The organism is Paraburkholderia terricola, assembly GCF_003330825.1.
GTDB lineage: Bacteria > Pseudomonadota > Gammaproteobacteria > Burkholderiales > Burkholderiaceae > Paraburkholderia > Paraburkholderia terricola.
Genome location: NZ_CP024941.1, coordinates 3,474,898 through 3,500,536 on the forward strand (window position 1 = coordinate 3,474,898; position 25,639 = coordinate 3,500,536).

Annotated in this window: 25 protein-coding genes; 8 read left to right on the plus strand and 17 right to left on the minus strand. The window is 65.1% G+C overall.

What is annotated here, in order from left to right:
- Window positions 1–15 precede the first annotated feature (15 nt).
- Window positions 16–516 (plus strand): CinA family protein, encoded by a 501-nt coding sequence (locus tag CUJ90_RS15555; RefSeq protein ID WP_073429135.1) that lies wholly within the window; start codon window positions 16–18, stop codon window positions 514–516.
- 23 nt (window positions 517–539) lie between these two features.
- Complete coding sequence (locus tag CUJ90_RS15560) at window positions 540–1,058, plus strand: cupin domain-containing protein (protein WP_083084181.1); 519 nt, start codon at window positions 540–542, stop codon at window positions 1,056–1,058.
- Window positions 1,059–1,146: 88 nt separating this feature from the next.
- Here the strand turns inward: CUJ90_RS15560 and pyrF are convergent, their stop codons facing one another.
- From pyrF to mpl, 17 genes are all read right to left on the minus strand, one after another.
- Window positions 1,147–1,962 carry an orotidine-5'-phosphate decarboxylase gene (pyrF, locus tag CUJ90_RS15565; protein ID WP_083083124.1) on the minus strand — a complete coding sequence of 272 codons (816 nt, stop codon included), beginning with the start codon at window positions 1,960–1,962 and terminating at the stop codon, window positions 1,147–1,149.
- A 152-nt stretch (window positions 1,963–2,114) separates the two neighbouring features.
- Window positions 2,115–3,167, minus strand: a complete 1,053-nt coding sequence (locus tag CUJ90_RS15570; protein WP_083083121.1) for an aldose 1-epimerase — start codon at window positions 3,165–3,167, stop codon at window positions 2,115–2,117.
- A gap of 208 nt (window positions 3,168–3,375) precedes the next feature.
- A complete protein-coding gene (locus CUJ90_RS15575) occupies window positions 3,376–4,281 on the minus strand; it encodes an SMP-30/gluconolactonase/LRE family protein (RefSeq protein ID WP_114163165.1) in 906 nt (301 codons plus the stop codon).
- Complete coding sequence (locus CUJ90_RS15580) at window positions 4,278–5,078, minus strand: SDR family NAD(P)-dependent oxidoreductase (RefSeq protein ID WP_073429139.1); 801 nt, start codon at window positions 5,076–5,078, stop codon at window positions 4,278–4,280. Before CUJ90_RS15580 ends, CUJ90_RS15575 begins: the two co-directional genes overlap by 4 nt.
- Window positions 5,079–5,129: 51 nt before the next feature.
- Window positions 5,130–6,146: an L-arabinose ABC transporter permease AraH gene (araH, locus tag CUJ90_RS15585; RefSeq protein WP_073429140.1), complete on the minus strand. Its 1,017-nt coding sequence runs from the start codon at window positions 6,144–6,146 to the stop codon at window positions 5,130–5,132.
- Between the two features lie 54 nt (window positions 6,147–6,200).
- On the minus strand, window positions 6,201–7,739 hold the full coding sequence (gene araG, locus CUJ90_RS15590) for an L-arabinose ABC transporter ATP-binding protein AraG (protein ID WP_073429141.1): 1,539 nt from the start codon (window positions 7,737–7,739) through the stop codon (window positions 6,201–6,203).
- 304 nt (window positions 7,740–8,043) lie between these two features.
- On the minus strand, window positions 8,044–9,042 hold the full coding sequence (locus tag CUJ90_RS15595) for an arabinose ABC transporter substrate-binding protein (protein ID WP_073429142.1): 999 nt from the start codon (window positions 9,040–9,042) through the stop codon (window positions 8,044–8,046).
- A gap of 190 nt (window positions 9,043–9,232) precedes the next feature.
- Window positions 9,233–10,009, minus strand: a complete 777-nt coding sequence (locus CUJ90_RS15600; RefSeq protein WP_073429143.1) for an SDR family oxidoreductase — start codon at window positions 10,007–10,009, stop codon at window positions 9,233–9,235.
- Entirely contained in the window at window positions 10,006–10,686 is a 681-nt protein-coding gene (locus CUJ90_RS15605) for a 2-dehydro-3-deoxy-6-phosphogalactonate aldolase (RefSeq protein WP_073429144.1), read from the minus strand. The genes CUJ90_RS15600 and CUJ90_RS15605 overlap by 4 nt, the downstream gene beginning before the upstream one ends.
- A gap of 36 nt (window positions 10,687–10,722) precedes the next feature.
- Window positions 10,723–11,790, minus strand: coding sequence for a 2-dehydro-3-deoxygalactonokinase (locus CUJ90_RS15610; RefSeq protein WP_083083116.1), 1,068 nt, complete (start codon window positions 11,788–11,790; stop codon window positions 10,723–10,725).
- Window positions 11,787–12,785 (minus strand): IclR family transcriptional regulator, encoded by a 999-nt coding sequence (locus CUJ90_RS15615; protein ID WP_083083114.1) that lies wholly within the window; start codon window positions 12,783–12,785, stop codon window positions 11,787–11,789. Before CUJ90_RS15615 ends, CUJ90_RS15610 begins: the two co-directional genes overlap by 4 nt.
- A gap of 477 nt (window positions 12,786–13,262) precedes the next feature.
- Window positions 13,263–14,432: an IS4 family transposase gene (locus CUJ90_RS15620; protein WP_244219930.1), complete on the minus strand. Its 1,170-nt coding sequence runs from the start codon at window positions 14,430–14,432 to the stop codon at window positions 13,263–13,265.
- 270 nt (window positions 14,433–14,702) lie between these two features.
- Window positions 14,703–15,425 carry a monofunctional biosynthetic peptidoglycan transglycosylase gene (gene mtgA / locus CUJ90_RS15625; RefSeq protein ID WP_083086511.1) on the minus strand — a complete coding sequence of 241 codons (723 nt, stop codon included), beginning with the start codon at window positions 15,423–15,425 and terminating at the stop codon, window positions 14,703–14,705.
- A gap of 48 nt (window positions 15,426–15,473) precedes the next feature.
- Window positions 15,474–16,337, minus strand: coding sequence for a shikimate dehydrogenase (gene aroE, locus CUJ90_RS15630; RefSeq protein WP_083086509.1), 864 nt, complete (start codon window positions 16,335–16,337; stop codon window positions 15,474–15,476).
- Window positions 16,334–18,448, minus strand: coding sequence for a ribonuclease catalytic domain-containing protein (locus tag CUJ90_RS15635; RefSeq protein ID WP_083086508.1), 2,115 nt, complete (start codon window positions 18,446–18,448; stop codon window positions 16,334–16,336). Before CUJ90_RS15635 ends, aroE begins: the two co-directional genes overlap by 4 nt.
- Window positions 18,449–18,631: 183 nt before the next feature.
- Window positions 18,632–19,234: a YqiA/YcfP family alpha/beta fold hydrolase gene (locus CUJ90_RS15640; protein WP_073431237.1), complete on the minus strand. Its 603-nt coding sequence runs from the start codon at window positions 19,232–19,234 to the stop codon at window positions 18,632–18,634.
- Window positions 19,231–20,625 (minus strand): UDP-N-acetylmuramate:L-alanyl-gamma-D-glutamyl-meso-diaminopimelate ligase, encoded by a 1,395-nt coding sequence (gene mpl, locus CUJ90_RS15645; protein WP_083086506.1) that lies wholly within the window; start codon window positions 20,623–20,625, stop codon window positions 19,231–19,233. The genes CUJ90_RS15640 and mpl overlap by 4 nt, the downstream gene beginning before the upstream one ends.
- Before the next feature lie 194 nt (window positions 20,626–20,819).
- Between mpl and CUJ90_RS15650 the strand changes: the two genes are divergently transcribed.
- The 6 genes from CUJ90_RS15650 (at window position 20,820) to prmA (ending at window position 25,606) form a co-directional block, all read left to right on the plus strand.
- A complete protein-coding gene (locus CUJ90_RS15650) occupies window positions 20,820–21,464 on the plus strand; it encodes a UDP-N-acetylmuramate--alanine ligase (protein WP_083086505.1) in 645 nt (214 codons plus the stop codon).
- Window positions 21,465–21,481: 17 nt separating this feature from the next.
- Window positions 21,482–22,033 carry a TlpA family protein disulfide reductase gene (locus CUJ90_RS15655; protein ID WP_083086503.1) on the plus strand — a complete coding sequence of 184 codons (552 nt, stop codon included), beginning with the start codon at window positions 21,482–21,484 and terminating at the stop codon, window positions 22,031–22,033.
- 194 nt (window positions 22,034–22,227) lie between these two features.
- Complete coding sequence (gene aroQ / locus CUJ90_RS15660) at window positions 22,228–22,683, plus strand: type II 3-dehydroquinate dehydratase (protein ID WP_073431241.1); 456 nt, start codon at window positions 22,228–22,230, stop codon at window positions 22,681–22,683.
- A 70-nt stretch (window positions 22,684–22,753) separates the two neighbouring features.
- Window positions 22,754–23,215, plus strand: a complete 462-nt coding sequence (gene accB, locus CUJ90_RS15665) for an acetyl-CoA carboxylase biotin carboxyl carrier protein (RefSeq protein WP_083086501.1) — start codon at window positions 22,754–22,756, stop codon at window positions 23,213–23,215.
- A gap of 117 nt (window positions 23,216–23,332) precedes the next feature.
- Window positions 23,333–24,700 carry an acetyl-CoA carboxylase biotin carboxylase subunit gene (accC, locus tag CUJ90_RS15670; RefSeq protein ID WP_020071265.1) on the plus strand — a complete coding sequence of 456 codons (1,368 nt, stop codon included), beginning with the start codon at window positions 23,333–23,335 and terminating at the stop codon, window positions 24,698–24,700.
- Between the two features lie 3 nt (window positions 24,701–24,703).
- Window positions 24,704–25,606 carry a 50S ribosomal protein L11 methyltransferase gene (prmA, locus tag CUJ90_RS15675; RefSeq protein WP_083086500.1) on the plus strand — a complete coding sequence of 301 codons (903 nt, stop codon included), beginning with the start codon at window positions 24,704–24,706 and terminating at the stop codon, window positions 25,604–25,606.
- The last annotated feature ends 33 nt before the right edge of the window (window positions 25,607–25,639 follow it).

A 25,639-nucleotide genomic window follows, 5' to 3' on the forward strand; every position in this document is an offset into this window, starting at 1 on the left:
CGGATTGACGACGCCATGCCTACCGATTCCGTGGTTCATCAGCTCGCGATTCGCGTGAGCAACCGCCTGCGCGATGAGCGCCTGCTGCTCGTCACCGCCGAATCCTGCACGGGCGGCATGGTGGCGACCGCGATTACCGATATTTCCGGCAGCAGCGGCTGGTTCGAACGTGGCTTCGTCACGTATTCGAATCAGGCGAAGTGCGAGATGATCGGCGTGCCGCCCGATCTCATCGACAAGCACGGCGCGGTCAGCGAACAGGTCGCGCGCGCGATGGCCGAGGGCGCGCTGCGCAACAGCCGCGCGCAGGTGTCGCTGTCGATCACCGGCGTCGCCGGCCCCGGCGGCGGCACCGCGGCCAAGCCGGTCGGCATGGTGTCGTTCGGCTGGAGCAACCGGCTGCATACGTCGGTGGAAACGAAAATCTTCAAGGGCGATCGCGAACAGATCCGCGTGCAGGCCGCCGCGCATTCGCTGCGCGGCATGCTCGCCTTGCTCGACGAACGCGAACATTAAACGTCGCTGGAATGCCGAAACCGATGACCGATTCCCTCGCAGCCAAGGACGCATTGATTCGCCGCTTCGATCTGAAACCGCATCCCGAAGGCGGGTTTTTCAGCGAGACGTACCGGTCGGCGGAACGCGTGACGCGCGCCGACGGTTCAGCGCAAACGCGCTCGGCATCCACCGCGATCTATTACCTGCTGTGCGACGGCGCGCATTCGGCGTGGCATCGGATCAAGTCCGACGAGCTCTGGCATTTCCATGCCGGCGAGCCCTTGCTCGTTCATGTGCTCGATGAAGCGGGCGCGCTGGTGACGCACCGCCTGGGCAATGCGCTGACGCATGCCGATGCCGTGTTTCAGGCCGTGGTGCCGGCGGGTTTGTGGTTTGCCGCGGAATGCGCCGATCCGTCGACGTTTGCGCTGGTGGGCTGCACGGTGGCGCCGGGATTTGAATTCAGCGAGTTCGAACTGGCGGATGTCGGCGCGTTGAAGGCGCGGTATCCCCGGCATGCGGCATTGATCGAGCGGCTCGGGCCGGGCCGCACCGGGTAGCGTTGAATCGCGCTCGGGCGCACCCGATTCGCAAACCGGTCGCGCCCGATTCCCTCAAGACACGGTTGTAATCAACGACCGCCGTCCATCACCGAAACGCATTGATCCGGTCCCGCGTTTGCTTCGCGGCGTTCGCCGCGGCGTCGGCGAAATCGTCGTCCTTGCCGGCGTAAATGATCGCGCGCGACGAGTTGATCAGCATGCCCGTGCCGTTCGCGGTGCGCCCGGCATTCACCGTTGCCTCGACGTCGCCGCCTTGCGCGCCGATGCCCGGAATCAGCAGCGGCATGTCGCCGACGATCCCCCGCACCGCTTCGATTTCCTTCGGGAAAGTCGCGCCGACCACCAGACCCAGCTGGCCGCTCGCGTTCCACTTATCCGCCGCCAGTTGCGCGACGACCTGATACAGCGGACGGCCGCCCGTCTCCAGGAATTGCAGATCCGAGCCGCCCGCGTTCGAGGTGCGGCACAACACGATCACGCCCTTGCCTTCGTGCGCCAGATACGGCTCGATCGAATCGAAACCCATGTACGGATTCACCGTCACCGCGTCCGCCTGATAGCGCTCGAACGCCTCGCGCGCGTACTGTTCGGCGGTGCTGCCGATGTCGCCGCGCTTCGCGTCCAGAATCACCGGCAAGCCCGGATGCTTCGCATGAATGTGGGCGATCAGCTGTTCGAGCTGGTCTTCCGCGCGATGCGCCGCGAAGTAGGCGATCTGCGGTTTGAACGACGACGCATACGGCGCGGTGGCGTCGACGATGGTGCGGCAGAAATCGAAGATCGCGTCGGAACGGCCCGCGAGCGCGCCCGGAAATTTGCTGGGCTCGGGATCGAGGCCGACGCACAGCAGCGAGTTTGTGCGCTGCCACGCGTCGTTGAGTGTCTGGATGAAATTGGACATGGAGGGTCTCGCGGCGAGCCGATTGCGGAAAGAGGCGCGTATTTTACCCGTGCTGAGCGGCGGGCCGCGCTCGGGCGTGTCGGGCGCCAGCGGCTGGTCCACGCCTGCACCATGCCAATGCTCCTCGCGCGCCCCTCTCGCCCCGCTCCGCCCTACTGCCGCCGCCGCGACCCGCGCGCGCCCGGCATCGAGCGCAAACCCGTGCGTTCGACCGTGAAGCGAAAGGTGCGCGTCAAGCGCTCGCCGCGTCCTAGCAACGTCATGCCGTTTTCGCACGCGCCGCCGGCCAGGTTCATCGCGTTGATCGGATGATCCACCGGTTCGAAACAGAAGAAATCCTCACCGCGCGGCGTGTACAGCACGTAATAGTCGGTGTCGGCTGCGATGTTCAGCGACAGGCGGCGCTTGGGCCACACCACCGCCGCCTGTCCGCTCCAGCCGGTAAACGCGTGATTGACGATGGTGTCCGGCAGCGGATACGCCACGCCGAATTGCCACGCGGGCGGCGCCGGCACGTGGCGCACCGGCAGCCAGTCGTCGCCGGAAAGCCAGAGGCCGCCGGCCGCGGCCGATAGTTCGGTAGCGGCGTCGCGCACGAAGAAGGGATGCACGCCGAGTCCGAACGGCAGCGCCTCGCGGCCCGCGTTCTCGACTTCGAGCGTGATGACGAGCGTGGGGCCGTCCAGCGTATAGCTTTGCGTCGCGCGAAACGCGTAGGGCTTGCCGTCGTGACGATCGAGCGTCAGACGCACGTTCTCGCGGTCCGACTCGGCCACCTGCCAGGCGGATTGCCAGCCGTCGCCATGAATCGGCAACGGTTCGTCGGCGCGATTGCGCGGCACGTCGACACGCCGTCCCGCGACGGTGAAGCGCCCGCCGCCGATCCGGTTCGAATACGGCAGCAGCGGATAGCAAGCCAGTTCATTCGGCTGCGTATCCGCGGTGAGGTGGCGGCAGCGACGAAAAATCGGCGTAAGCGCGCCGTCGTCGCGCCAGTCGAAACGCGTGATGCCGCCGCCGAGCGTGGGCGCGACGTCGAGACGCAACTGCGCGTTGGCGAGCGTGATGCACGCGAGTTCGCCGCCGCTGGTTTCGCCGACCGCCACCGCCGACGTGCTGGGGCCCGCCAGCACGGGATTGGCCGCGGCGGCGAGTCGCGAGCGCCGGCTCTGGGACGAAGAGGAAACAAGATTCGCAACAGTCATATCTGGCTCCATCGAGAGGCGTGGGACGTGGCCGTCATTGCTGACGGATGCTGTGGGCGATTTTTTACACCGGTCGCCTCTGGGTCCGAACTGCATGCTGCCGATGTGCTGCCATCGGATTTGCGACGTCGACTTCTGATTGGCTTTCAAATTCACTGCATCGACACGCCGCGCCGCCGCCCCGCGAATGAGGCAGCGTCATTCTGCGCTATGCGGGCGCGCCCTGGAACACCGGCTCAGGCAATCCCCGATGCGCGGGCGTGGCGATGAACACGCCGCCCGCGCGAGCGTCGCCCGCGAGCGCCGCCGCGTCCAGCCCGATGCGCGCGCTCGTGATGTAGAGGGTGCCCAGTTGCGGGCCGCCGAACGCGACGCAGCTCGGCTGCGTGGTCGGCACGTCGACGCGTTCCGTTTCCACGCCGTCCGCGCCATAACGCACGACGCGCCCGCCGCCCCACTGCGCGTTCCACAAGCCGCCGTCGCGATCGACGGTCGAGCCGTCGGGCTCGCCGGTGGCGTCCGTCAGCGTCGCGAAGAGGCGGTCGTTGGCGACACCGCCGTCCGCGCGATAGTCGCAGGCGCGGATTTCGCGAGTCGGCGAATCGCAGTAGTACATCGTCGCGCCGTCGGGGCTGAACGCGATGCTGTTCGAGATCGCCGGCGCGGGCAGCGGCAGACGCTCCAGCGAGAGATCGCGGTTCAGCCGGTAGAAACCGCCGATCGCTTGCAACGGCGCGCCTTCGTCTTTCGTGCCGAACACGAAGCGCCCCTGGCGATCGCAGCGGCCGTCGTTGACGCGCGTGTTCAGGCCGGGTTCGACGTCGACGATACGCTGCGTCTCGCCGGTGGCCAGGTCGAGGAACGCCAGATGCGTGGCGAGACCTAGCAACAGGTAATGCGGATCGGCGCACAACGCGAAAGTGCCAAGGCGCTCGGGCATGCGCCAGAACGTCGTGCGGCCGTCGCTCGGATCGTGGCGCCACAGGCGCGCGCCTTCGATGTCGACCCAGTAGAAGCGGCCGGTTTGCGCACACCACGTCGCGCCCTCGCCGAGCGTGCATTTCGTATCGAGCAGCAGCGCCGCGCGATGCGAGGTACGCGATCCCGCACTCACGCCCAGCCTCCGTCCACCACGATGTCCTGCGCGGTGATCATCTTGCTGTCGTCCGCCGCGAGGAACAGCGCCATGCGCGCGAGGTCAGCGGGGTCCAGCTCGGCGTCGATGCACTGCCCTTCCTTGATCGAGCGGCGGCCCGCGTCGTCGAGCCACAGGCGCTTCTGCTTCTCCGTCATCACCCAGCCCGGCACCAGCGTATTCACGCGAATATTGAAATGCCCGAGGTCGCGCGCGAGACCGCGCGTCAAACCCTGCACCGCCGATTTCGAAATCACGTACACCGGATAGCCGCCGTTCTTCAGCATCCAGCTAATCGAGCCGAGATTGATGATCGAGCCGCTGTTGGCCGCTTTCATGTCCTCCATCACCGCCTGGGCCGCGAAGAACTGGTGGCGGATATTCACCGCGATGCCCGCGTCGAACGAAGCGGCGGTGACTTCGCCGATCGTGTGACGCTTGTCGTTCGCGGCGTTGTTCACCAGCACCTGAATCGGGCCGAGCGCGGCCCTGACGTCGGCGATCGCTTTTTGCAGCGCGTCGATGTCGGTCAGATCGCACGGCAGGAACAGCGGCTTGTGCTTCGAATCGCCGAGTTCGTCGGCGAGCGCTTCGCCCGCTTGCGCATCGATATCGAAGAACGCGACGCGCGCGCCTTGCGCCGCGAAATGCTCGACGAACGATGCGCCGATACCGGTCGCGCCGCCCGTGATCAACACCGTGCGGTCGACGAGACTCGGGTAGCGCGCGAACACGTTCCCCGCGAGACGGGCGTTTGCATTGGCCGGAGACGACATCGTTCGATTCCTTTTAGAACAAAGTGGTGAGTCGCAGCATTGATCGCGAGTTTAGTCGCGCGATCCGCGGTTCTTCAACTGGTCGAGCAGCACGGCGGCGAGCAGGATCGCGCCGCGCACGAGGTACTGGTAGAACGCGTCGATGTTCAGCAGGTTCATCACGTTCTCGACCGTGCCCATGATCAGCACGCCGATCACGACGCCGGAAATCGTCGCGCGGCCGCCGAGCAGCGAGACGCCGCCCAGCACGCACGCCGAAATCACGTTCAGCTCGAAGCCTTGCGCCGCGTTCGGCTGACCCGACGTGATCCGCGACGCGAGGATCACACCCGCCAGCGCCGTCACCGCGCCTTGAATCAGGAAGATATAAACGCGCGTGCGTTCGACGTTGATGCCGGCGAGACGCGACGCTTCGGGATTGCCGCCGATCGCGAGCGTATTGCGGCCGTACACGGTCTGGTTGAGCATCACCCCGAATACGATGAAGCACATCAGCGTGACCCAGATCGGCAGCGACACGCCGAAGAAGCTCAGGCCGCCCAGCTCGATGAACGTATCCGACGACACGCCGACCGCCTGCCCGTGCGACACGATAAAGCCGAGACCGCGGACGATTTCCATCGTCGCGAGCGTGGTGATCAGCGCGTTGACGCGCAGATACGCGATCACCGCGCCGTTCACGAAGCCGATCACCGCTCCGGCGAACACCGCCGCGACGATCGCGATGAACGTATTACCGGTGGCGTTCAGCACCATCGCGCACAGCACGCCGGCAAACGCGACCGTCGAACCGACGGACAAATCGAAATCGCGCGACGCGAGACAGAACATCATCGTGCACGCGACCATGCCGATCTGCGAGATCGACAGCGCGAGGCCGAGCATGTTGTCGATCGAGAAGAAGTGATCGACGGTCAGCGACATCGTGACGAACATCACGATGAAGATCACGATCAGGCTGTACTCGGTGATTTGCTGCCACCATTTCGCACGATCGTTGGGCTGCGGAATCAGCGCTTCGGCGGCGCTTTTGGCGGCCTGTTGCGCGAGGTTTTCTCTGGCTTGCATTTTGAATACTCCTCCCGTTCCCCACGGGTTGCCGGACTTTCGTCCAAATAAGGTTCAGGCCGCCTGGCTCACGGCGTTCGCCGTGCCTGGCAGCGCGGTCGAGCTTTGCGGCAAGGCGAGGCTCAACACCGATTGTTCCGTTGCATCCTTGCGCGACAGTTCGCCGGAAATCCGGCCCTGGCGCATCACGACGATGCGGTCGGACACGCCGAGCACTTCCGGCAATTCCGACGAGATCATCACGATCGCGCAGCCGCGTTCGGCGAGTTGATAGATCACGTTGTAGATTTCGTGCTTCGCGCCGACGTCGATGCCGCGCGTCGGTTCGTCGAGAATCACGACTTTCAGGTCCGGCTCGGCGAGCCAGCGCGACAGAATCGCCTTCTGCTGATTGCCGCCCGACAGAAAGCGGATCTTCTGGCGGCGGCTCGGCGTCTTGATCTTCAGCAGCTTGATGAAACGGTCGGCGGTTTCCGCTTCCTTGTTGCGATCGAGGAACATCCCCGCGCGCAGATAGTGCCGGCGGCAACTGATGTTGATGTTCTCCGACACGGTCGCCATCGCGACGATGCCCTCTTCCTTGCGATCCTCCGGGCACAGCACGATGCCGTGCCGGATCGCTTCGCCCGCGCTGCGCACCTTGATCGGCTTGCCGTCCAGCACGAGTTCGCCGCCCTTCTTATGATCCGCGCCGTACACGAGGTGCATCAGTTCGCTGCGGCCCGCGCCCACCAGCCCGAAGAAGCCGACGATCTCGCCGCGCCGCACCTCGAAGCTGGCCGGCTGCGCGAGCGCATGGCCTTCGATGCCCTTGGCGGCGAAGCGCACTTCGCCGAGCGGCCGCTCCGAGTAGTTATAGATGTCCGAGATTTCGCGCCCCACCATCTCGCTGACGATGGTGTCGCGCGACACGCCTTCGAGCGTCGGATGCGAGGCGACCTTGCGGCCGTCGCGAAAGATCGTGCAGGCGTCGCACAGTTCGTAAATCTCGTCCATGCGGTGCGAGATGTAGATCATCGCGCGGTTGTCGGCGCGCAGATCGCGCACCAGCTTGAACAGCACTTCGGTCTCGCGATGCGACAGCGAACTGGTCGGCTCGTCCAGCGCGATCACGCGTGCGTTGCGCAGCAGCGCCTTGCAGATTTCGACCATCTGACGCTGCGCGATCGAGAGCTTGCGCAGCTTCGCGCTCGGATCGAGCGCCACGCCCATCGCTTCGAGCCGTTCCAGCACGAAGCGCTTCGCCTCGCGCTTGTTGACCCAGCCGAGCGAGTTCGGCAATTGGCCGAGCAGCAGATTTTCCGCGACCGTCATGTCGGGCACGTATTGCAGTTCCTGGTGAATCACCGCGATGCCCGCCGCGATCGACGAAGCCGCGCTGGTGAAGCGCACCTCGTTGCCGTCGATCAGCACGCGGCCCGAATCGGGCTGATATTCACCGCCGAGAATCTTCAGCAGGGTCGACTTCCCCGCGCCGTTTTCGCCCATCAGGCCGTGCACCTGGCCGACGTTGACGTCGAAGGACACACCGTCGAGCGCGCGCACGCCTGGAAAGACCTTGCCGATATTGTCAAAACGTAGCGTCGCTGACACTTCGCCTCCTATGTCGACGGGAGTTAGCGCTTTAGCGCTTACTCCTGTCCCATGCAGTTGTATGTCGACAGGAGCTAGCGCTTCAGCGCTTACCTCTATCCCATACAGTTGTATGCCTACCTGACCTGGCGCTTGAGCGCTACTCAGATCCCATTCGTGTGACCGTGCGTCGAAGCGCTCGTGGATGCTTCAACGCACGGTTTGCCTCAACGCTTCATCGCTTGTTGCCGCCGCCGGTGCGCGCTTTCATGCACTTCATGAACAAGGGTGCACCGGCAGTTCGTTTCTCCGCGCGTCGAACCGCTTACTTCGACGCGAGGCCCATCTTCTCGCGCACGTCGCCGACGTTCTCACGCGTGGCCAGCATGCCGGTCGTGAGCGTCAGGGCCGGCGGCGCCTTGCCTTGCGTGATCCAGTCGTACATCAGCGTGGAGGTTTCCTCGCCGTGGCGCTTCGGGCTGATGATGACCGTGCCGAAGAAGCCCGTCGGCGACGGCTTCTTGAATTCGTTCAAGGCCGAGTCCGAACCGCCAATGCCGATACCGATCATGTTGTCCGCCTTGAAGCCGCGGCCTTCCGCTGCGCGCACCGCGCCGAGCACGCCTTCGTCGTTCAGCGCGTAAGCGACCCAGTGCTTGAACTGCGGGTTCTTGGTCAGCGCGATGTTGGCCGCGTTGAAGGCGTTTTCCGTGTCGGTCTTCGCTTGCGGCGCGGCGATCACGTTGGCCTTCGGGAAGCCGGCGGCGACCAGCGCATCGGTCGCGCCGCTGGTGCGGTCATGCGCGGTCGGCAGTTGTTCGTAGGTGACGTCGATCGCGCCGACGTCCTTCATGTCCCAGCCGCGTTTCTTGATTTCCGCGGCGAGGCCGTCGCCGACCTGCTTGCCGATGTTGTACGCCGAGATGCCCATGTGCGGCACCGAGGCGATCGGCTTGCCCGCGCCGTCCACCAGACGATCGTCCACCGTGATCATCTTCAGGTTATGAGCCTTCGCCTTCGCGACGATGCCCGGTCCGAGCTTGACGTCCGGCGTGCAGATCACGAAACCTTGCGCCTTCTGCGCCGACAGGTTGTCGATCGCGCTCATCACCTTCTCGCCCGAGGGCGCGCCGATCTTCACCAGCGTGAAGCCCTTTTCCTTGGCGGCGATTTCGGCGAACTTCCACTCGTCCTGGAACCACGGCTCTTCCGGCTGCTTCACGAGGAAGCCGATCTTCACCGGATCGGCGGCTTGCGCGGCCGTTGCGTTGAACAGCACACCCGCCGCCGCTGCTGCCAGCGTGAGGAAAATTCTACGTTTCATGATGCGTGTCTCCTGACTAATTGATAACGAGAAGGTATCGGCCGCGTCTTCTTGTACCGGTTGTGACACACGCGGCCAGCGCGTCGTCCGGTGAAACTTTGTTGCTTGTTTTACTGCCCGTTTTTTACTGCCCGTTTTGCTGCTGTTTTGCTGCTGCTTCGCTTTCAGTTGCGTGCGGCCACCGCCGCGTTCAGTCGTGATACAGCGCCGAGCGGCCGCCATCCACGGTGATGCACGTGGCGTTGATGAACGGCGCTTCGTCGGAGGCGAGAAACACCGCCGTCATCGCCACTTCTTCCGGGCGGCCGATGCGTTTCATCGGCTGCAGCGCGAGCGTCGCCTGTTGCGCCGCGGCCGGATCGGCTTGTTCGTTCCACCAGTCGTGCGTCAGTTGCGTTTCGATGTAGCCCGGCGCGATCGCGTTGACGCGCACGTTGCGCGGCGCGTACTCGATACCCAGCGCGCGCGTCAGACCGATCACACCGTGCTTCGCCACCGGATACGGAAAACAGCCGGGGATGATCTTGAACGCATGCGTCGAGGCGATGTTCACGATGCTGCCCGAGCCGCGCTCCACCATGCCCGGCAACACCGCGCGGCAACCGTTCCAGACGCCGTCGAGGTCGACCGCGAAGCAGCGGCGCCAGTCGTCGTCCGTCATGGTCAGCGGGTCGCAGAACACGTTGATGCCGGCGTTGTTCACCAGCACGTCGGGCGCGCCGAACGCCTGTTCGGCCTCGCTCACCGCCTGCCGCACCGAAGCCGCTTGCGTGACGTCGGTCTCGACCGCCAGCACGCGCGCGCCGGTTTCCGACTCGATCCGCTGCGCCGTCTGCCGCGCGGTTTCGAGGTTCAGTTCCGCCAGCACGACCGCCGCGCCCTCGCGCGCGAAGGCGAGCGCGATCGCCGCGCCGATGCCGCGCCCGGCGCCCGTGATCAACGCGACTTTTCCGGCGAGCCGATTCATTTCTTCGCGCCTGCGCGGGCGATGCGCAAACCGTTGATGAACGCCTTCGCGTGCGAAGCGGTCACGGCCGCGCTCTGACCCGGCTTGTACAGCGCCGAGCCGAGGCCGAAGCCGTTCGCGCCCGCGCTGAGAAACGGTCCCATGTTGTCCGGCGTGATGCCGCCGACCGGCACCAGCGGCACCTGCGCCGCGATCACCGCGCGCCAGGCCTTCACCACCTGGCAGCCGAGCTGTTCGGCGGGGAACATCTTCAGCACGTCCGCGCCGTTCTTCAGCGCGATGAAGGCTTCGTTCGGCGTCGCCACGCCCGGCGCGCATGCGAGACCTTGCGCCTTCGCGGCGATGACCACATCGGGATCGCTGTGCGGCATGACGATCAGTTCGCCGCCCGCCGACTTCACGTCGTTGACGAAACTCGGATGCAGCACCGTGCCCGCGCCGACGATCGCGTCGGCCGGCAACGCCTTGCGGATCGCGGCGATGCTGTCGAACGGCTGCGGCGAATTCAACGGCACCTCGACGATGCGAAAGCCCGCCTCGTACAGCGCCTGGCCGTGGTCGGCCGCATCGGCGGGCGTCACGCCGCGCATGATCGCGATCAGCGGACACACCTCGAACGCCGCGATCAGACCCGCGTGCGGCATGTAGGGAGCGGGCAGATTGATGTGAGGTTGCATGTCGGTTCCTTGTTTCGTGGACGGCGGCGCTGCCGGTTATCCGGCTCGCGCCGCCTGAGGCGCCGGATTGACGAGCCCCGCCTGCGAGGCGACGCGCCACAGGCCGCGCTCGGTGGCGTGCTTCACCAGTTCCGCCTGCGTGCAGCCGTAGAGCGCCAGCGCGAGCCGATAGCGCTCGCACAGCGCCTCATTGCCGATCAGACGCAGGCTCTCGCCGGCGAGCGAGTTTTGCTGTTGCCTGAGCACGGCCTCGAGGCCGGCCAGCTCGTGCCCGATCAGCAACCCCGACAGATAGTCGGGCTGCTGCTCGCGCGTCAGTTGTCCGGTGAGACCGAGCGTGCGGGCGCTGAAGATCGTCGCGAGCACGCCTGCCTGACCTTTTTCGCGGGCGATGCTCACGCCGTGCAGGAACGCCTCGGTATCGGGACGGTCCGGCGTGACCATCGTGCGGCCGAGGATCGTGTGCTCGCGCAATGCCGCGAACACTTCGCCGGTCATGAAGGTTTGAAAACGTTCGATGCGGCCCGCCTGCACCACCGCCCATTTGGCGTGCGTGCCGGGCAGGCCGATCAGCGCGCGCCTGCGGGTCCCGGCGGAATCACCGTCATCGCCGTCATCGCCGAGCGCGCCGAAGATCTGCGTTTCCTCGCCGCGCATCACGTTGGGCAGCTCGCCGCGTTGCAGGACGCCCGGCACGATATGCAGCGTCGCGCCGCACGCCGCCTTCACGCGGACGATGCCGGCCACCAGCGCGTCGGCGCTCGCCGGCGCATCGACATAGGGCGCTTCCATCCAGCCTTGCGCGCTGCCGACCATGCCCGCCGCGATCACCGGCAGCGCCGATGCGTGTTCGAGCCAGGGGCCGCAGGTGTCGTCGAATGCCGCGTCGAAGCCGCCTTGCTCGGCGCTGCGCGGCAGATTCATGATGCCGGCCGTCGACGCGCGCGTCGCCAGCACCTTGCCCGCCGCGTCGAACAGATACGCGCGCAGCGAGGTCGTGCCCCAGTCGAGCGCGATCAGGGCGGCGTGGGCGTTGGCGTTGGCCTCGGCGGCGCCTGCCGCAACGTGGTTGGCTGCCGGCGTGGGAGAACCCGCTTGCTTCATCGTTTGATCCTGCGGGTTGCCGGTTGAGGTGCGCGCCAACCGAGTTCCTCCGAGATCGCGCGCGCTTCGCGCTGCACGACCGGAATCAGCTCGTCCATGCGTTCGAGCGACATATACGGAATGGTGCTCGCCACCGACAGCGCCGCCACCACCGCGCCCGACGCATCGCGCACGGGCGCCGCCACGCAGCGGATCGACGCCTCGTTTTCCTCGAGGTCGAAGGTGTAGCCGCCGGCCGCGTAGTTAGTCATGCGCTGCATGAAGGTCTGCGCGTCGGGCCGGTTGTCCGGCTTGAAGCTGACGCCGGCGAGCGCGCGCCGCGATGCCTCGAACAGCGACTGCCAGAGCTCCGGCCCGAGGTCGAGCATCATCGCCTTGCCGATCCCCGTCGACGCGAGCGGCATGCGGTGACCGACGCGCGAGCGCATTTCCAGACCACGGGTGCCGGGAATCTTGTCGATGTACAGGACGTCGTCGCCATCGCGCACGCCGAGATGAATCGTGTCGAGCGTCTGCTCCGCGAGCGATTCGAGATGCGGTCGCGCGACCGCGGTGAGCGGCATCTGTTCGAGCGCGATGGTGCCGAGTTCGATCAGCTTCGGGCCGAGCAGATACCCGCCTTGCACCTGCCGCAGATAGCGCGCCTGCACGAGGCTGCTCACCAGCCGATGCGTGGTGCTGCGGGTCGTGCCGAGCGCGGCGCCGAAGGTGCGCAGATCGCGCACGCCGGCGGCGGCCGCTTCCAGAATCGCCAAGCCGCGCAGGAGCGTTTGGGTGCCGGCTTGCTGCGGGGTGATGTCCAGCAGCGTGCTGGGCAGCCCGATTTCGTTGACGACGGCCGGTTGCGCGACGGGGCGCGGGGCTTTCGCGGCGGCGGTCGGCTGCGGCCGCGGCTGTGATTGCGGCTGCGGCGCAGCGCTGCTCGCGTGGTCGGCTTGCGGAGCCAGATCGGCTTCGGACGCGCTCGCGGCGTGAGTGGGCATCGCTTTGTTCATGGCGATTCGCTTTTCGGTGGTTTTTTGCGCTTACAGCGCGGGGCCGGAGAGACGGCCTTCTGTGCTCGCCGTGCGGCGGGCGCGGGGGTGCTGCCTTTGAGTCTTAGGCATGGTTTGGCTTTGTCTCCGGTTTTCTTTTGCTGTCGCTGTTTCCTGCGGTCAGGTTCGTGGTTTTTTCTGACCTGCGGTGCGGCTTTTCTGACCTGCGGTGCGTCTTGGGGTGGATTGTAGGGCGGTTTTTGAGAAAGCTCCAATATGTGAGTGTTGGATTCAGATAATGGGATTTTTGGTTGCCGTGGGCTTTTGGGTTTGGTGGCCTTTCCTTGCAGGTGGCCTTTCCTTGCAGGTGGCCTTTCCTTGCTGGTGGCCTTTCCTTGCTGGTGGCCTTTCCTTGCTGGTGGCCTTTCCTTGCTGGCTTAGTGGTCTATTAGCGTCGCCCCTGTGCGGGGCAATGCTCTCAACTTAAGCCCCGCTGCATCAAGCGAGTTTGTACGCGAGATGGAAGTGGGGCTTGGCTTTTCTGGGTGGTCTTGGATAGGAGCGTGAGGGCTGTATCCGGCATCGGGTCTGGTGGATCATTTCCAGCACACCGGCGAGGCCGTCCAGACAGCGCTGGATGCGCAGAAGACACGCGCCGAGGATGGGCTTGAGTGCGCCCAGTGCATACACCCGGTTAGGACGGCTGGCATGTCTGTCGTCGTGCGGCGCATCGAGATCGCTGAGCAGTGTGCACAGGTTGTCGGCGAGGATTTTTGCGCCGAAGTCCTGCTGTAACGCCAGGTAATCGAGGCCTGTGACGGCTTCCAGCCGCAGCCGGTGCTTGAGTCGTTTGAATGCTTCCTCGACCCGCCAGCGCTGGTGATAGAGCGCGCCGAACGATGCCGCCGGATAACGCCCGCCATCGAGCAGCGAGGTCATCAGCACACGCACGCGACCGCCCGGCGTGACGTCGCGGATCAGGCGCACAGTCGTGGGCGTACGCGCCAGTTCATAGGCGCGGGCATCCGGTTCGCTGGGCGCTTCCAGTGTCACCACATGCTCGGCTTTACCGCTGCGGATAAAGGCGCTGACGCATTTCCAGTTACGCGCATCGACGCGCATGCAGAACGGGATTTCGCGCTGTGCGAGCGCCGCCACCATCGCGTTGCCGATATAGCCGCGATCGAGCAGCAGCAGGTCGGTATGCGGTTGCAGTACATCGAGGGCTTCGAACAGCATCTGCCGCTCGCCGCCGTCGGCGGGATGAAGTGCAGCGTGCAGGGTCAGTTCGGAACCCGGCAGGAACAGCGCAAACGCGTAGTGATCGGCGCGCAGTTCATGGCCGCGACGCGTGCCCACACGCAGGCGGCTACCGTCAGCGGCGACCAGCCTCAGGCCGTGCCAGCGCATCGAATCGATATGGGGTTGGGCCAGCGAGATCAGGCGGGCGCGGGCCAGTTCGAACAGTTCGGCAGACACTCCCCGTCGCGCCTTGCTGAAGGCCTGTGCGCTGACAGCGCGGGTGCGCCCGCCGCTGCTTCCCAGTGCGCCGAATAGCGCGTCAAGTTCGGCCTGCACACTGGCGCACATGCCGGACATCATCAGCGCGGCCATGCGCGGCAAGGTCAGTGTGCGATTGCGGGTAAAGGCAGTGGGAGAACGACGCACGCGATCGGCGAGCGCCGGATCGAGCAGGAAATCGGAGAACTCAGCCAGAAGCCGCGAGGACGCTGGTATTTGAGTTCATATCGTTGATTTATCAGTGAGTTATGCGATGAAGTTTACAGGGGCAATGCCTCGTTTACAAGCTCTTTGAGGCTTAAGTTGAGAGCATTGCCCCGCACAGGGGCAACGCCAATAGACCACTAACAAATCAAGCAAAGGCCAAAAAACCAACCCCAAAACCAAAACCAAACCCGCCGACCAGGCAAAAAAACCTCAATCGGGCAATTCCGCCGCCCCCATCCTCCGAGCAATGACCCTCGCGCGTTGCGCCAAATACCCAGACCCGCGATGCTCATCAAAATACCTGGGCTGCGGCAGCATCACCGCCAACCGCGCCGACTGCCCCGCGCTCAACTTACTAGCGGACGTCTTGTAGTAATAGCGCGCCGCCGCCTCAGCCCCATAAACCCCATTCCCCCATTCAACCGAGTTGAGATAGATCTCAAAGATGCGCTCCTTGTCCATCAGGCTCTCGAGCATCCACGTAATGATCAACTCCTGTCCCTTGCGGATATAACTCTTCTCCCGAGACAAAAACAGATTCCGCGCCAATTGCTGCGTGATAGTCGACCCGCCGCGAACGATCTTGCCCTTGGCCTTATTCCGCTCCCAAGCCTGCAAGATGGCGTCCGTTTCATAGCCGTTGTTGCTGGCGAAATTCGCGTCCTCCGAAGCGATGATCGCGCGCTTCAGATTGCGCGAAATCTGGTCGTACGGCACCCACGTACGCTGCATCGAAAGATCCGGCCGTTCCCGCGACAACCGCCACGCGTCCGAGCGCATGAAAGCCGTCGAGCGCGGATTAACGTAATTCCACACCGCGATCTGCGCGAAGTAAAACGCCTGCGTCACGAACCACGCAATCGCCAGCACGGCGCCCAGATAAAACATCCATCGCACCGGACCTGGCCGGCTCGCGCGCCGCGTTGCTGTCATCGGGGTCTCAGTCCTGGAGTCGGTGAATGCCGCGAGATGAAGCGCGCTCTACGCGTGCGACGGCGCCGTCAACAGCGCACGCAATTCGGCCAGCACCGGCGCGCCGTCGGGCCGCACGCCGCGCCATACGTAAAACGATTCGGCAGCCTGCTCGACCAGCATGCCGAGACCGTCGGCGCCGCGCGCGCCAAGTTTGCGCGCGTGTTCGATGAACACCGTCGGATGCGCGCCGTACATCATGTCGTAGGCGAGCGTGCCGCTGCCGAACGCGCGGTCGTCGCACTCGGGCAACGACGCCTCCAGACTGCCCGCCGTCGCGTTGACGATCACGTCATACGCGCCGGCTTCGATCGCCCGCGCGCTGCCGCCGCTCAAACGGCACGCGGCGTCGCGCGCGGCTTGCGCGAACTGATCGACGAGCGCCTCGGCCTTCTCCGCCGTGCGATTGACGATGGTCAGCGTGTGCGGCGCGCGCTCCAGCATCGGCAGCACCACGCCGCGCGCGGCGCCGCCCGCGCCCAGCAACAGGATGCGCGCGCCCTTCAACGGCACGCCGAGATTCACCTCGATGTCGCGAACCAGTCCAAAACCGTCCGTGTTGTCGCCGTAAATACCGCTCGAATCGACGCGCAAGGTGTTCACCGCGCCCGCCGCCGCCGCGCGCGGCGACAACACATCGGCGAACGCATGCGCGTCGAGCTTGAACGGCACGGTCACGTTCAGGCCGCGTCCGCCTGCGTCGATAAACGCGCGCACATGCGGCACGAAGGCATCCACCGGCGCGAGCAAATGGCTGTATTCGATCAGCTCGCCGGTCTGCGCGGCAAACCGGCCATGAATGAACGGCGATTTGCTGTGAGCGACCGGATTGCCGATCACCGCATAACGGTCGCGCGACGGGTTGGCGTTCATCGTCCCGGCTCCGTCACGTGCTGCTGGTCGGCTGACGCGTCGCTTGCGCCATCGCCGTTCCCGGCGTCGCCCTGCGCGGCCGCGTCGCCGTCGAGGTTGGCTTCGGCTTGCGCCTCGGCTTCGCCTTCGGCGCTTGCATCGGCGGCGTCGATGATTTCGTCCTCGCCGTCATCCGCTTCCTCGACCTCGCCACCGCTCGTCACGGTCGGCGCGTCGAGCACATGCAGCAGACGCACGGACGCTTCGACGGTCAGTTCGTCGAGCGACATCACTTCCATCAGCAAGCGCGTGCCGCGTGCGTGCACGCCGAGGCCCGGCACGTGCAGCAGCAGCGGAATTTCCTCGAGGCGCACCAGATCGCCCTTCACCACCGACGCCACTACCTGCTTCCTGTTCTCCTGCTTCAGCCAGCGCAGGCACCAGAAGTACTCCATGCGGCGCTGGTGATCGGCGTACGCGGTGTAGGTGTCGTCGAAACCTTGCACGACCGCGAACAGATCGGCGTCTTTCGGCTTGAACGGCGCGGCCAGCTTCGCGGTCACGCCATGCTGCACGCAGGCGATCAGTTGCCACTGATTCACCAGGTCGACGTAGCGGCGCAGCGGCGAGGTGCTCCACGCGTATTGCGTGACGCCGAGGCCCTCGTGCGGCGCGGCCGAGGTCTGCATGCGGGTGCGCTTGGGGCCGGTCGGCGCGCCGAATGCGCGCTGCGTGCGATAGATGCCGGGCACGCCGTGATCGTGCAAAAACGCGCCCCATGACGAGTTGGCGAGAATCGCCAGTTCCGCGACGATCGTGTCGAGCGGCGAACCGCGCCGGCGCGGCGTGATCGTGATGTGCTCGCCTTCCACGTAGAAGTTGAAGTCGGTATTGCGCTGCACTTCGCGGCGCAGGCCGTAACCGGCGCGCGCGGTCTGTCGTTTCTCGAACAGCGCCTGCGCGAACGGCCACAGCACGGCGATGTCTTCCTTGTGCGGATAGTCGCCGGTGCCGGCGGCAAGCGCCTCTTCGGTGACGAGTTCGTCGAGCGTGTTGTGACGCAAGTTGTTCTTCACGAACACGCGCTCGGCGCGCGTTTCGCTCGCGACGATTTCCTGCGTCTCGCGATTGACGATCACATACAGCGAAAGCGCCGGCCGCAAGCCGCCTTCGGCGAGCGTAAACGCTTCGACGACGCTGTCGGGCAGCATCGTGATCTTGTCGCCCGGCATGTAGACGGTGGACAAGCGCGTGCGCGCGATCGCATCGACCTCGTCGCCGCGCTGAATGCCGAGCGCCGGCGCGGCGATGTGCACGCCGATCCGCACGCGGCCGTCCGCCAGATGCTCGACGGAGAATGCGTCGTCGATTTCCGTGGTGGTGATGTCGTCGATCGAGAACGCCTCGACGTCGGCTTCCGGCAAATCCTCCGGCAACGCGCCGACCTGGACCGGCGGGAAACCGGTGCCGTGCGGGAAAAACTCCGATAGAAATTTGGCCTCGTGCAGCGCGCGCGCCGACGCAATGCCGCCGCATTCGAGCATCAGGCGCGCCTGCGAAATACCGCGCGCCGCCGCGGCGCCCTCGAGCGCCTTGTATTCGATCGTGTTCTTGTCGGGCCGCGTAAGCAACGCGAGCGCCTTGCTGCCGGTGAACGCTTCGGGCAGACGGCCGGCCTTCAGTTCTTCCTCGTAGCCCGCCTGCACGAGCGCCTGCTGACGCTTGCGCTCAAGGCCGGCGAGCGCCATTTTCAGTTGCTCCTCGGGCGCGCGCTGATACATGCCGCGGCCCTTGCGGCGGAAGTACACGGGCGCGCCGTGCATGCGCAGCACCAGCGCCGCGCGCTCGATCGGGCCGAAGCTTTCGCCGAAATACTCCGCGCCGAGCGCGGCGAACGGGAATTCGTCGTCAGGCGCGCATTCCCACAGGAAATCCAGATCGATGTCCTGCGCGGCGGCGTCGGCCTGCTGCATCAGTTCGGCCGCGCTCGGCTTGTCGAATTCGATCAACACGTCTTTCGCGCGCACCTTGGCGCGCCGGCCGCCCGGCAACTCGACCTGAAACGCATCGCCCTGGCGCGACAGCACGCTGCCCGCCTTGAAACTGCCCGATTCCTCGAAGAAAACGTTCACTCAATACTCTCGTTCTGACTTGCATCTGCCGGCGCATCCGATCTGATTTCAGCGATCGGTCGACTGCGTGCGCGGCGCGGCAACGTGTTCGTGGTAGTGGATCCGCGGCGCGATACGCGCGCGCCGGCGGGTTGAATCCGATATTCGGCGGCCCGATCGCCGGATCGCCGGATTTGCGTGACTTCAGGCGGCTTCGCGCGGCGCCGGCGGCTCGACGTCTTCGGCGTCGCAAAAGGCCAGCACGTCGTCGACATATTGCGCAAACTCGCTGATCGCGTGGTCGCTTCCTTCGATCAGCGTAGTGCGTGCGCCGGGATAGTGCGCGAGCATTTCGCGGTAATCGAGCACCTCGTCGCCGGTGGCGGCCAGCAAATAATAGCGTTCGGGCCGCGTGATCGACGCCACGCCGAGCGCGCGCAACTCATCCAGATGATGCGGCTCGACAACGATGCTGCCGCCGCCGTGCCACAACGGCTGCTCGCCGAGATAGGCGCTCAGATCGCGCTGCGGCACGACCGCGGGGTTCAGCAAGACGGCGGGCCAGCCGTGCTTCTCCGCGAGATACGTGGCGAAATAGCCGCCGAGCGAACTGCCGATCAGCGTGACATGGTCGGGTTTCGCGGCAGCCACCAGCGATTCGGCGAGCGCGACCGTCTCGAGCGGCGAGACCGGCAGCATGGGGCAGCACCATTCGTCGCCGCGGCCCAGTTCGACGAGGCGCGCCGCCAGCACGCGCGCCTTGAACGAATTGGGCGACGAGCGGAAACCGTGCAGATAAAGGATCACGAAGCGCCTCGCGCTGAAAGTGCGTCGAGCAGCTTCTGATGCACGCCGCCGAAGCCGCCGTTGCTCATCACCAGAATCTGGTCGCCGGGGCGCGCCGCGCGGACCACCGCTTTCACCAGCGCGTCGAGATCGTCGAAGGCCTGCGCCTTGCCGCCGAGCGGCGCGAGCGCTTCGCCGAGGTTCCAGCCGAGCGCGTCGCGGCCGGACGGCGCGCCGTAGCCGAATACGAGGTCGGCGTCGGCAAGACTGGCCGGCAACTGCGCTTTCATCACGCCGAGCTTCATGGTGTTCGAGCGCGGCTCCAGCACCGCGAGAATCCGCGTGTTGTCGCGGCCGACGCGGGCGCGCAGACCGGCCACCGTGGTGTCGATCGCGGTGGGGTGATGCGCGAAGTCGTCGTAGACGGTCACGCCGTCGACGCTGCCGCGCACTTCCATGCGGCGCTTCACATTCCGAAAACTCGCCAGCGATTTCGCGGCTTGCGCCGGCGGCACGCCGACATGGCGCGCGGCGGCGATCGCGGCCAGCGCGTTCATGCGGTTGTGCTCGCCCTGCACCTGCCACTCGACCACGCCGACGCGCTCGCCGTTGTGATACACGGCGAAACGCTCGTCGACGGGCACGCCGTCTTCCGCAGGCAGGGTTTCCCAGCCGCCCTGCACGCCGAAACGCTCCACCTCGCTCCAGCAACCGCGGGTCAGCACCCGTTCGAGCGCGTCCTCGCGACCGTTCGTCACGACGCGGCCGATGCCCGGCACCGTGCGGATCAGGTGGTGGAACTGCGTTTCGATCGCCGCCAGATCCGGGAAGATGTCGGCATGATCGAATTCGAGGTTGTTCAGGATCGCGGTTTTCGGCCGGTAGTGAACAAACTTCGAGCGTTTGTCGAAGAACGCGGTGTCGTACTCGTCGGCTTCGATCACGAAGAAGCTCGAATCGGTCAAGCGCGCCGACACGCCGAAGTTGAGCGGCACGCCGCCGATCAGGAAACCGGGATTGAGGCCCGCGTCTTCGAGCAGCCAGGTCAGCATCGAGCTGGTGGTGGTCTTGCCATGCGTGCCGGCCACCGCCAGCACCCACTTGCCGTTCAGCACGTGCTCGCCGAGCCACTGCGGACCGGACACGTACGGCAGGCCGCGGTCGAGGATCGCTTCCATCAGCGGGTTGCCGCGCGAGACCACATTGCCGATCACGAACAGATCGGCGTTCAGGCCGTTCAATTGTTCCGCGTCGTAACCTTCGATCAGCCGAATGCCTTGCGCCTCGAGCTGCGTGCTCATGGGCGGATAGACGCCGGCGTCGCAGCCCGTCACGGTGTGACCCGCGCCGCGCGCGAGAACCGCGAGACCGCCCATGAACGTGCCGCAGATGCCGAGGATGTGGATGTGCATAAGCCTGTCGTGCCGCGCGGGCGTTTTTGCGAGGGATGGGATGCAGCGAAGCGGCCGGAACGACCGTCCGCAAAGGACGGTATTGTAACCGACCGCTTCCCTCCGCCCCACGGGCGCGCGCCCGCGCCGCCCGTCCAAAGGCCGGCGGCGGCTAGCCGGAAAGGCCTGTAATCAATCTCTAGTATGATTCAGAGATGGTCCGCAAATCACACTTCGATCCGCAGCGCGTGCGCGAGGAAATCGCCATCGCGGCTGCCCGGCTGATCGCCGAAGACGGTCTCGACTACGCCACGGCCAAGCGTAAGGCGGCGCGCCAAGTGGTCGGAGAGAGCCGTGTTGCCGGCGAATGGCTGCCGGATAACGACCAGATCGAGGAAGAAATCCGCGAATACCAGGCGCTCTTCCAGGGCGACAGCCAGCCGGCCCTACTGAGGCGGCTGCGCCATATCGCGGTGGACTGGATGGAGCGGCTTGCGCCGTTCAACCCTTATCTGACTGGCGCCGTACTCGGCGGCACGGCCGGCGAGCACTCGGATATCCACCTTCAGGTGTTCTGCGACAACCCGAAGGAAGTCGCGATCTACTTTTTGAACGCCAACATTCAGTACGACGTCTCGGAAACGCGGCATTTCGCCGGACGCGGCTACGTCGAAACATTGAGCTTCATGTGGCGCCCACCCGATGAAGGGCGCGACGCGGAGCCGGTCGGCATCCACGTCGCCTTATACGAAACCGACGATCTGCGCGGCGCCGTGCGCGCCGACGCGCGTGGCCGCACCGCCCGCGCCAATCTGCAAGCGGTCCAGACACTGCTCCAGAGCAGCGACATCCCTTCCTGACCCAAGACAGACGCAACATGAACATAAGACGTATCGTGGCCGGCGCGCTAGTCGCTATCGTGGCGGCCGGAGGCGGTGTGCTCGCCAATCATTGGCTGAACGGCAACGATGCCCAACTTTCGCAGTCTGCGCAGTCGAAACCCGGCGAGAGCGCCGTCACCCAGTTATGGAGCGCGCCCGTGACCGACGCGACGGGCAAGCCGCAATCGCTGGCCTTGTTCAAAGGGCAGCCGATCGTCGTCAACTTCTGGGCTTCCTGGTGCGGACCCTGCGTCGAGGAAATGCCGGCTCTTTCGCAGCTTCAGCGCGAATATGCGAAGAAAGGGATCCGCTTCGTCGGACTTGGCGTGGATTCGGAGAAGAACGTCCAGGCGTTCTTGCAGAAGGTCCAGGTCGCCTACCCCGTCTATGTGACGGGGTTCGGCGGCGCCGATCTCGCCCGCGCGTTCGGCAACACGGCGGGAGGCCTGCCCTTCACCGTCGTCATCGACGCGCAGGGCAACGTGCGGTCGTCAAAATTAGGACAAATCGACCCGCAGGCGCTGAAACAGACGCTTGACGCCCTCTAAAACTTACATTCCTTTAACACTCGGATAATCGCTGAAGGCACTCGTTTCGCCGAAAATCCCGCATTTTTGGCGGAAGTTGGCAGGCCCGCGCGATGATACGGCCGCTTGGCGACCGTGGCGTATATCGGCGAAACTAGACAAGTTTCTCTAATCAGCGCTAAAGTGCGCCCAATTCCACGGAAAAAGAAGCGACCATGACGCGACTGTTGGTACTGCACGGACCGAACCTCAACCTTCTCGGCACCCGGGAACCCGAGGTCTATGGTCGCGTGACCCTGCCGCAGATCGATCAGGCGCTGGCGGACCGCGCAGCGGACGCCGGCGTCGAACTGGCCTCATTCCAGAGCAATCACGAAGGCGCGCTGGTCGACCGCATCCAATCCGCCCGGACTGAACACACCGATTTCATCCTGATCAATCCCGCCGCGTACACGCATACGAGCGTGGCCATTCGGGACGCACTGGCGGGGGTCGGCATCCCGTTCGTCGAGATTCACCTGTCGAACGTGCATCGCCGAGAACCGTTCCGGCATCACTCGTATTTCTCCGACCAGGCTGAGGGCGTGATTTGCGGCCTCGGCTGGAAGGGATATCTATACGGGCTCGAATTCGCGCTCGACCGGCTCGCCGCCGGTTCATCGCGCGGCTGATTTCCAAACACATCTAATTTGCGCCGGCCGCACACGCGCCCGGCACTTCACGTATTAAAAGGGGCTCCTGATGGATCTACGTAAACTAAAAACTCTGATCGACCTCGTCTCGGAGTCCGGTATCTCCGAACTCGAAGTGACCGAGGGCGAAGGCAAGGTGCGCATCGTCAAGAATGCGCCGCCGGTTTACGTGCAGCCGTCCGCCTCGTACGCACCGCAATACGCACAGCCCGCGCCGCCCGCCGGCGAAGCGCCCGCCGCGACGGCTCCGGCCATTCCCGCAGCGGCCGCGCCGCAAGGCCACGTGGTGACCTCGCCGATGGTCGGCACGTTCTACCGCGCGCCGTCGCCGGGCGCCGATCCGTTCGTCCAGGTGGGCGACACGGTCAAGGAAGGCCAGACGATCTGCATCATCGAAGCGATGAAGCTGCTCAACGAAATCGAGTCGGACGCGTCCGGCGTGGTCAAGGAAATCCTCGTCGAAAACGGCCAGGCGGTCGAATACGGCCAACCGCTGTTCGTGGTCGGCTGACGCGGCACGCACTGCGCTCGCCGCCCGCGCGCCCGCTGTTCGAGGCGCGCGACCGATCCTCTGAGGCAGCCTGTGTCGTGAACGACCGGGCGCCCATTGATGAGTCGAAAACCCGCTATGTTTGAAAAAATCCTCATTGCCAACCGTGGCGAGATCGCGCTTCGTATCCAGCGCGCCTGCCGCGAACTCGGCGTCAAGACGGTCGTCGTCTATTCGGAAGCCGACAAGGAAGCCAAGTACGTGAAGCTCGCCGACGAGGCGGTCTGTATCGGCCCGGCGCCTTCGAATCTCAGCTACCTGAACATGCCGGCGCTGATCAGCGCAGCCGAAGTCACCGACGCCGAAGCGATTCACCCCGGCTACGGCTTCCTGTCGGAGAACGCCGACTTCGCCGAGCGTGTCGAGCAGTCCGGTTTCACCTTCATCGGCCCGCGCCCGGAAACCATCCGCATGATGGGCGACAAGGTCACGGCGAAGCAAACCATGATCAAGACCGGCGTGCCCTGCGTGCCGGGTTCTGAAGGCGCGTTGCCGGAAGATCCGAAAGAGATCGTGAAAATTGCCCGCCAGGTCGGCTATCCGGTCATCATCAAGGCCGCCGGCGGCGGCGGTGGCCGCGGCATGCGCGTGGTCCACACGGAAGCGGCGCTCGTCAACGCGGTCAACATGACGCGCGAGGAAGCCGGCCGTGCGTTCGGCAACCCGCAGGTCTACATGGAGAAATTCCTGGAGAACCCGCGGCACATCGAAATCCAGGTGTTGTCGGATTCGTTCAAGAACGCCGTATGGCTAGGCGAGCGCGATTGCTCGATGCAGCGCCGTCACCAGAAGGTGATCGAGGAAGCGCCGGCGCCGGGCATCGCGCGGCGCCTGATCGACCGCATCGGCGATCGTTGCGCGGACGCCTGCAAGAAGATGGGCTATCTTGGCGCGGGTACGTTCGAGTTCCTGTACGAAAACGGCGAGTTCTACTTCATCGAAATGAACACGCGGGTGCAGGTCGAGCATCCGGTGACCGAACTGATCACCGGCGTGGACATCGTGCAGGAACAGATCCGTATCGCGGCGGGCGAAAAACTCGCGTTCCGTCAGCGCGACATCGTGTTCAAGGGTCACGCGATCGAATGCCGGATCAACGCGGAAGATCCGTTCAAGTTCATTCCGTCGCCGGGACGTTTGACGTCGTGGCACATGCCGGGCGGTCCCGGCATCCGCGTCGATTCGCATGCGTACAACGGCTATTTCGTGCCGCCGAACTATGATTCGATGATCGGCAAGCTGATCGCTTACGGCGCGACGCGCGAGCAGGCGATCAAGCGGATGCGCATCGCGTTGTCGGAAATGGTGGTGGAAGGCATTCAGACCAACATCCCCCTGCACCGCGAGTTGATGCTGGATGCGAAGTTCGTCGAGGGCGGCACCAGCATCCATTACCTCGAAAACCGCCTGGCCGCGAAGCTGCAAGCCGCGCCGGAAGAAGCATAAGCCATGAGCTACCGGGAACTGATCGCCGAGCTGCCACGCGAGCACGCGGAGGAATTCTCCGACGCGCTGCTCGAGTTGGGCGCGCTGTCCGTATCGGTCGAGGACGCGGACGCCGACACGCCCGACGAACAGCCGCTGTTCGGCGAACCCGGTCTCACGCCGGATCGCTCGGCATGGCAGCGTTCGCGCGTGATCGCGCTGCTCGCGCCGGAACACGAGCCGGCGGTGCTGCTCACCGCCGCGGCGAACCAGTTGGGTTTGTCCCCGGCGCCGGCGTTCACCGTGCGCGAGGTCGAGGAACAGGATTGGGTGCGGCTCACACAGTCGCAATTCGATCCGATTCCGATCGGCCAACGTATCTGGGTCGTGCCGTCGTGGCACGACGCGCCGGACCCCGAAGCACTCGTGCTGGAACTCGATCCGGGCCTCGCGTTCGGCACGGGCAGCCATCCCACCACGCGTCTGTGCATGGAGTGGCTGGAGCAGTCGGTCGAGCCGGGGCAGTCCGTGCTCGACTACGGCTGCGGCTCGGGCATCCTCGCGATTCTCGCGAAGAAGTGCGGCGCCGATCCGGTGTACGGCATCGACATCGATCCGCAAGCGGTCGAGTCGGCCCGTCACAACAGCGAACGCAACCGCGCGGACGTCACCTACGGCCTGCCTGACGAATGTCCCACCGGCGAGTTCGATATCGTGGTCGCCAATATCCTGTCGAATCCGCTCAAGCTGATGGCCTCGATGCTCTCGTCGAAGGTCAAGCCGGGTGGCCGGATCGCGCTGTCGGGCATCCTCGCGCGGCAAGCGGACGAAGTGGCGCAGGTCTACGCGCGATGGATCGACATCGGCGTATGGCGCGAGCACGAAGGCTGGGTATGCCTAACGGGAACGCGCCGCGAAAGCCTTTAGAATAAGGGGTATTGTCCAACCAACGGCCTCCCC

Coding starts and splice junctions, on each gene's coding strand:
- prmA (WP_083086500.1), top strand. CDS start 24,704: ATGAGCTACCGGGAACTGATCGCCGAGCTGCCACGCGAGCACGCGGAG.
- CUJ90_RS15570 (WP_083083121.1), bottom strand. CDS start 3,167: ATGACTGTTGCGAATCTTGTTTCCTCTTCGTCCCAGAGCCGGCGCTCG.
- CUJ90_RS15655 (WP_083086503.1), top strand. CDS start 21,482: ATGAACATAAGACGTATCGTGGCCGGCGCGCTAGTCGCTATCGTGGCG.
- CUJ90_RS15650 (WP_083086505.1), top strand. CDS start 20,820: ATGGTCCGCAAATCACACTTCGATCCGCAGCGCGTGCGCGAGGAAATC.
- aroE (WP_083086509.1), bottom strand. CDS start 16,337: ATGAACGCCAACCCGTCGCGCGACCGTTATGCGGTGATCGGCAATCCG.
- CUJ90_RS15615 (WP_083083114.1), bottom strand. CDS start 12,785: ATGAACAAAGCGATGCCCACTCACGCCGCGAGCGCGTCCGAAGCCGAT.
- mpl (WP_083086506.1), bottom strand. CDS start 20,625: ATGCACATCCACATCCTCGGCATCTGCGGCACGTTCATGGGCGGTCTC.
- CUJ90_RS15560 (WP_083084181.1), top strand. CDS start 540: ATGACCGATTCCCTCGCAGCCAAGGACGCATTGATTCGCCGCTTCGAT.
- aroQ (WP_073431241.1), top strand. CDS start 22,228: ATGACGCGACTGTTGGTACTGCACGGACCGAACCTCAACCTTCTCGGC.
- pyrF (WP_083083124.1), bottom strand. CDS start 1,962: ATGTCCAATTTCATCCAGACACTCAACGACGCGTGGCAGCGCACAAAC.
- CUJ90_RS15580 (WP_073429139.1), bottom strand. CDS start 5,078: ATGTCGTCTCCGGCCAATGCAAACGCCCGTCTCGCGGGGAACGTGTTC.
- CUJ90_RS15610 (WP_083083116.1), bottom strand. CDS start 11,790: ATGAAGCAAGCGGGTTCTCCCACGCCGGCAGCCAACCACGTTGCGGCA.
- CUJ90_RS15605 (WP_073429144.1), bottom strand. CDS start 10,686: ATGCAACCTCACATCAATCTGCCCGCTCCCTACATGCCGCACGCGGGT.
- mtgA (WP_083086511.1), bottom strand. CDS start 15,425: ATGACAGCAACGCGGCGCGCGAGCCGGCCAGGTCCGGTGCGATGGATG.
- CUJ90_RS15595 (WP_073429142.1), bottom strand. CDS start 9,042: ATGAAACGTAGAATTTTCCTCACGCTGGCAGCAGCGGCGGCGGGTGTG.
- accC (WP_020071265.1), top strand. CDS start 23,333: ATGTTTGAAAAAATCCTCATTGCCAACCGTGGCGAGATCGCGCTTCGT.
- CUJ90_RS15555 (WP_073429135.1), top strand. CDS start 16: ATGCCTACCGATTCCGTGGTTCATCAGCTCGCGATTCGCGTGAGCAAC.
- CUJ90_RS15600 (WP_073429143.1), bottom strand. CDS start 10,009: ATGAATCGGCTCGCCGGAAAAGTCGCGTTGATCACGGGCGCCGGGCGC.
- accB (WP_083086501.1), top strand. CDS start 22,754: ATGGATCTACGTAAACTAAAAACTCTGATCGACCTCGTCTCGGAGTCC.
- araH (WP_073429140.1), bottom strand. CDS start 6,146: ATGCAAGCCAGAGAAAACCTCGCGCAACAGGCCGCCAAAAGCGCCGCC.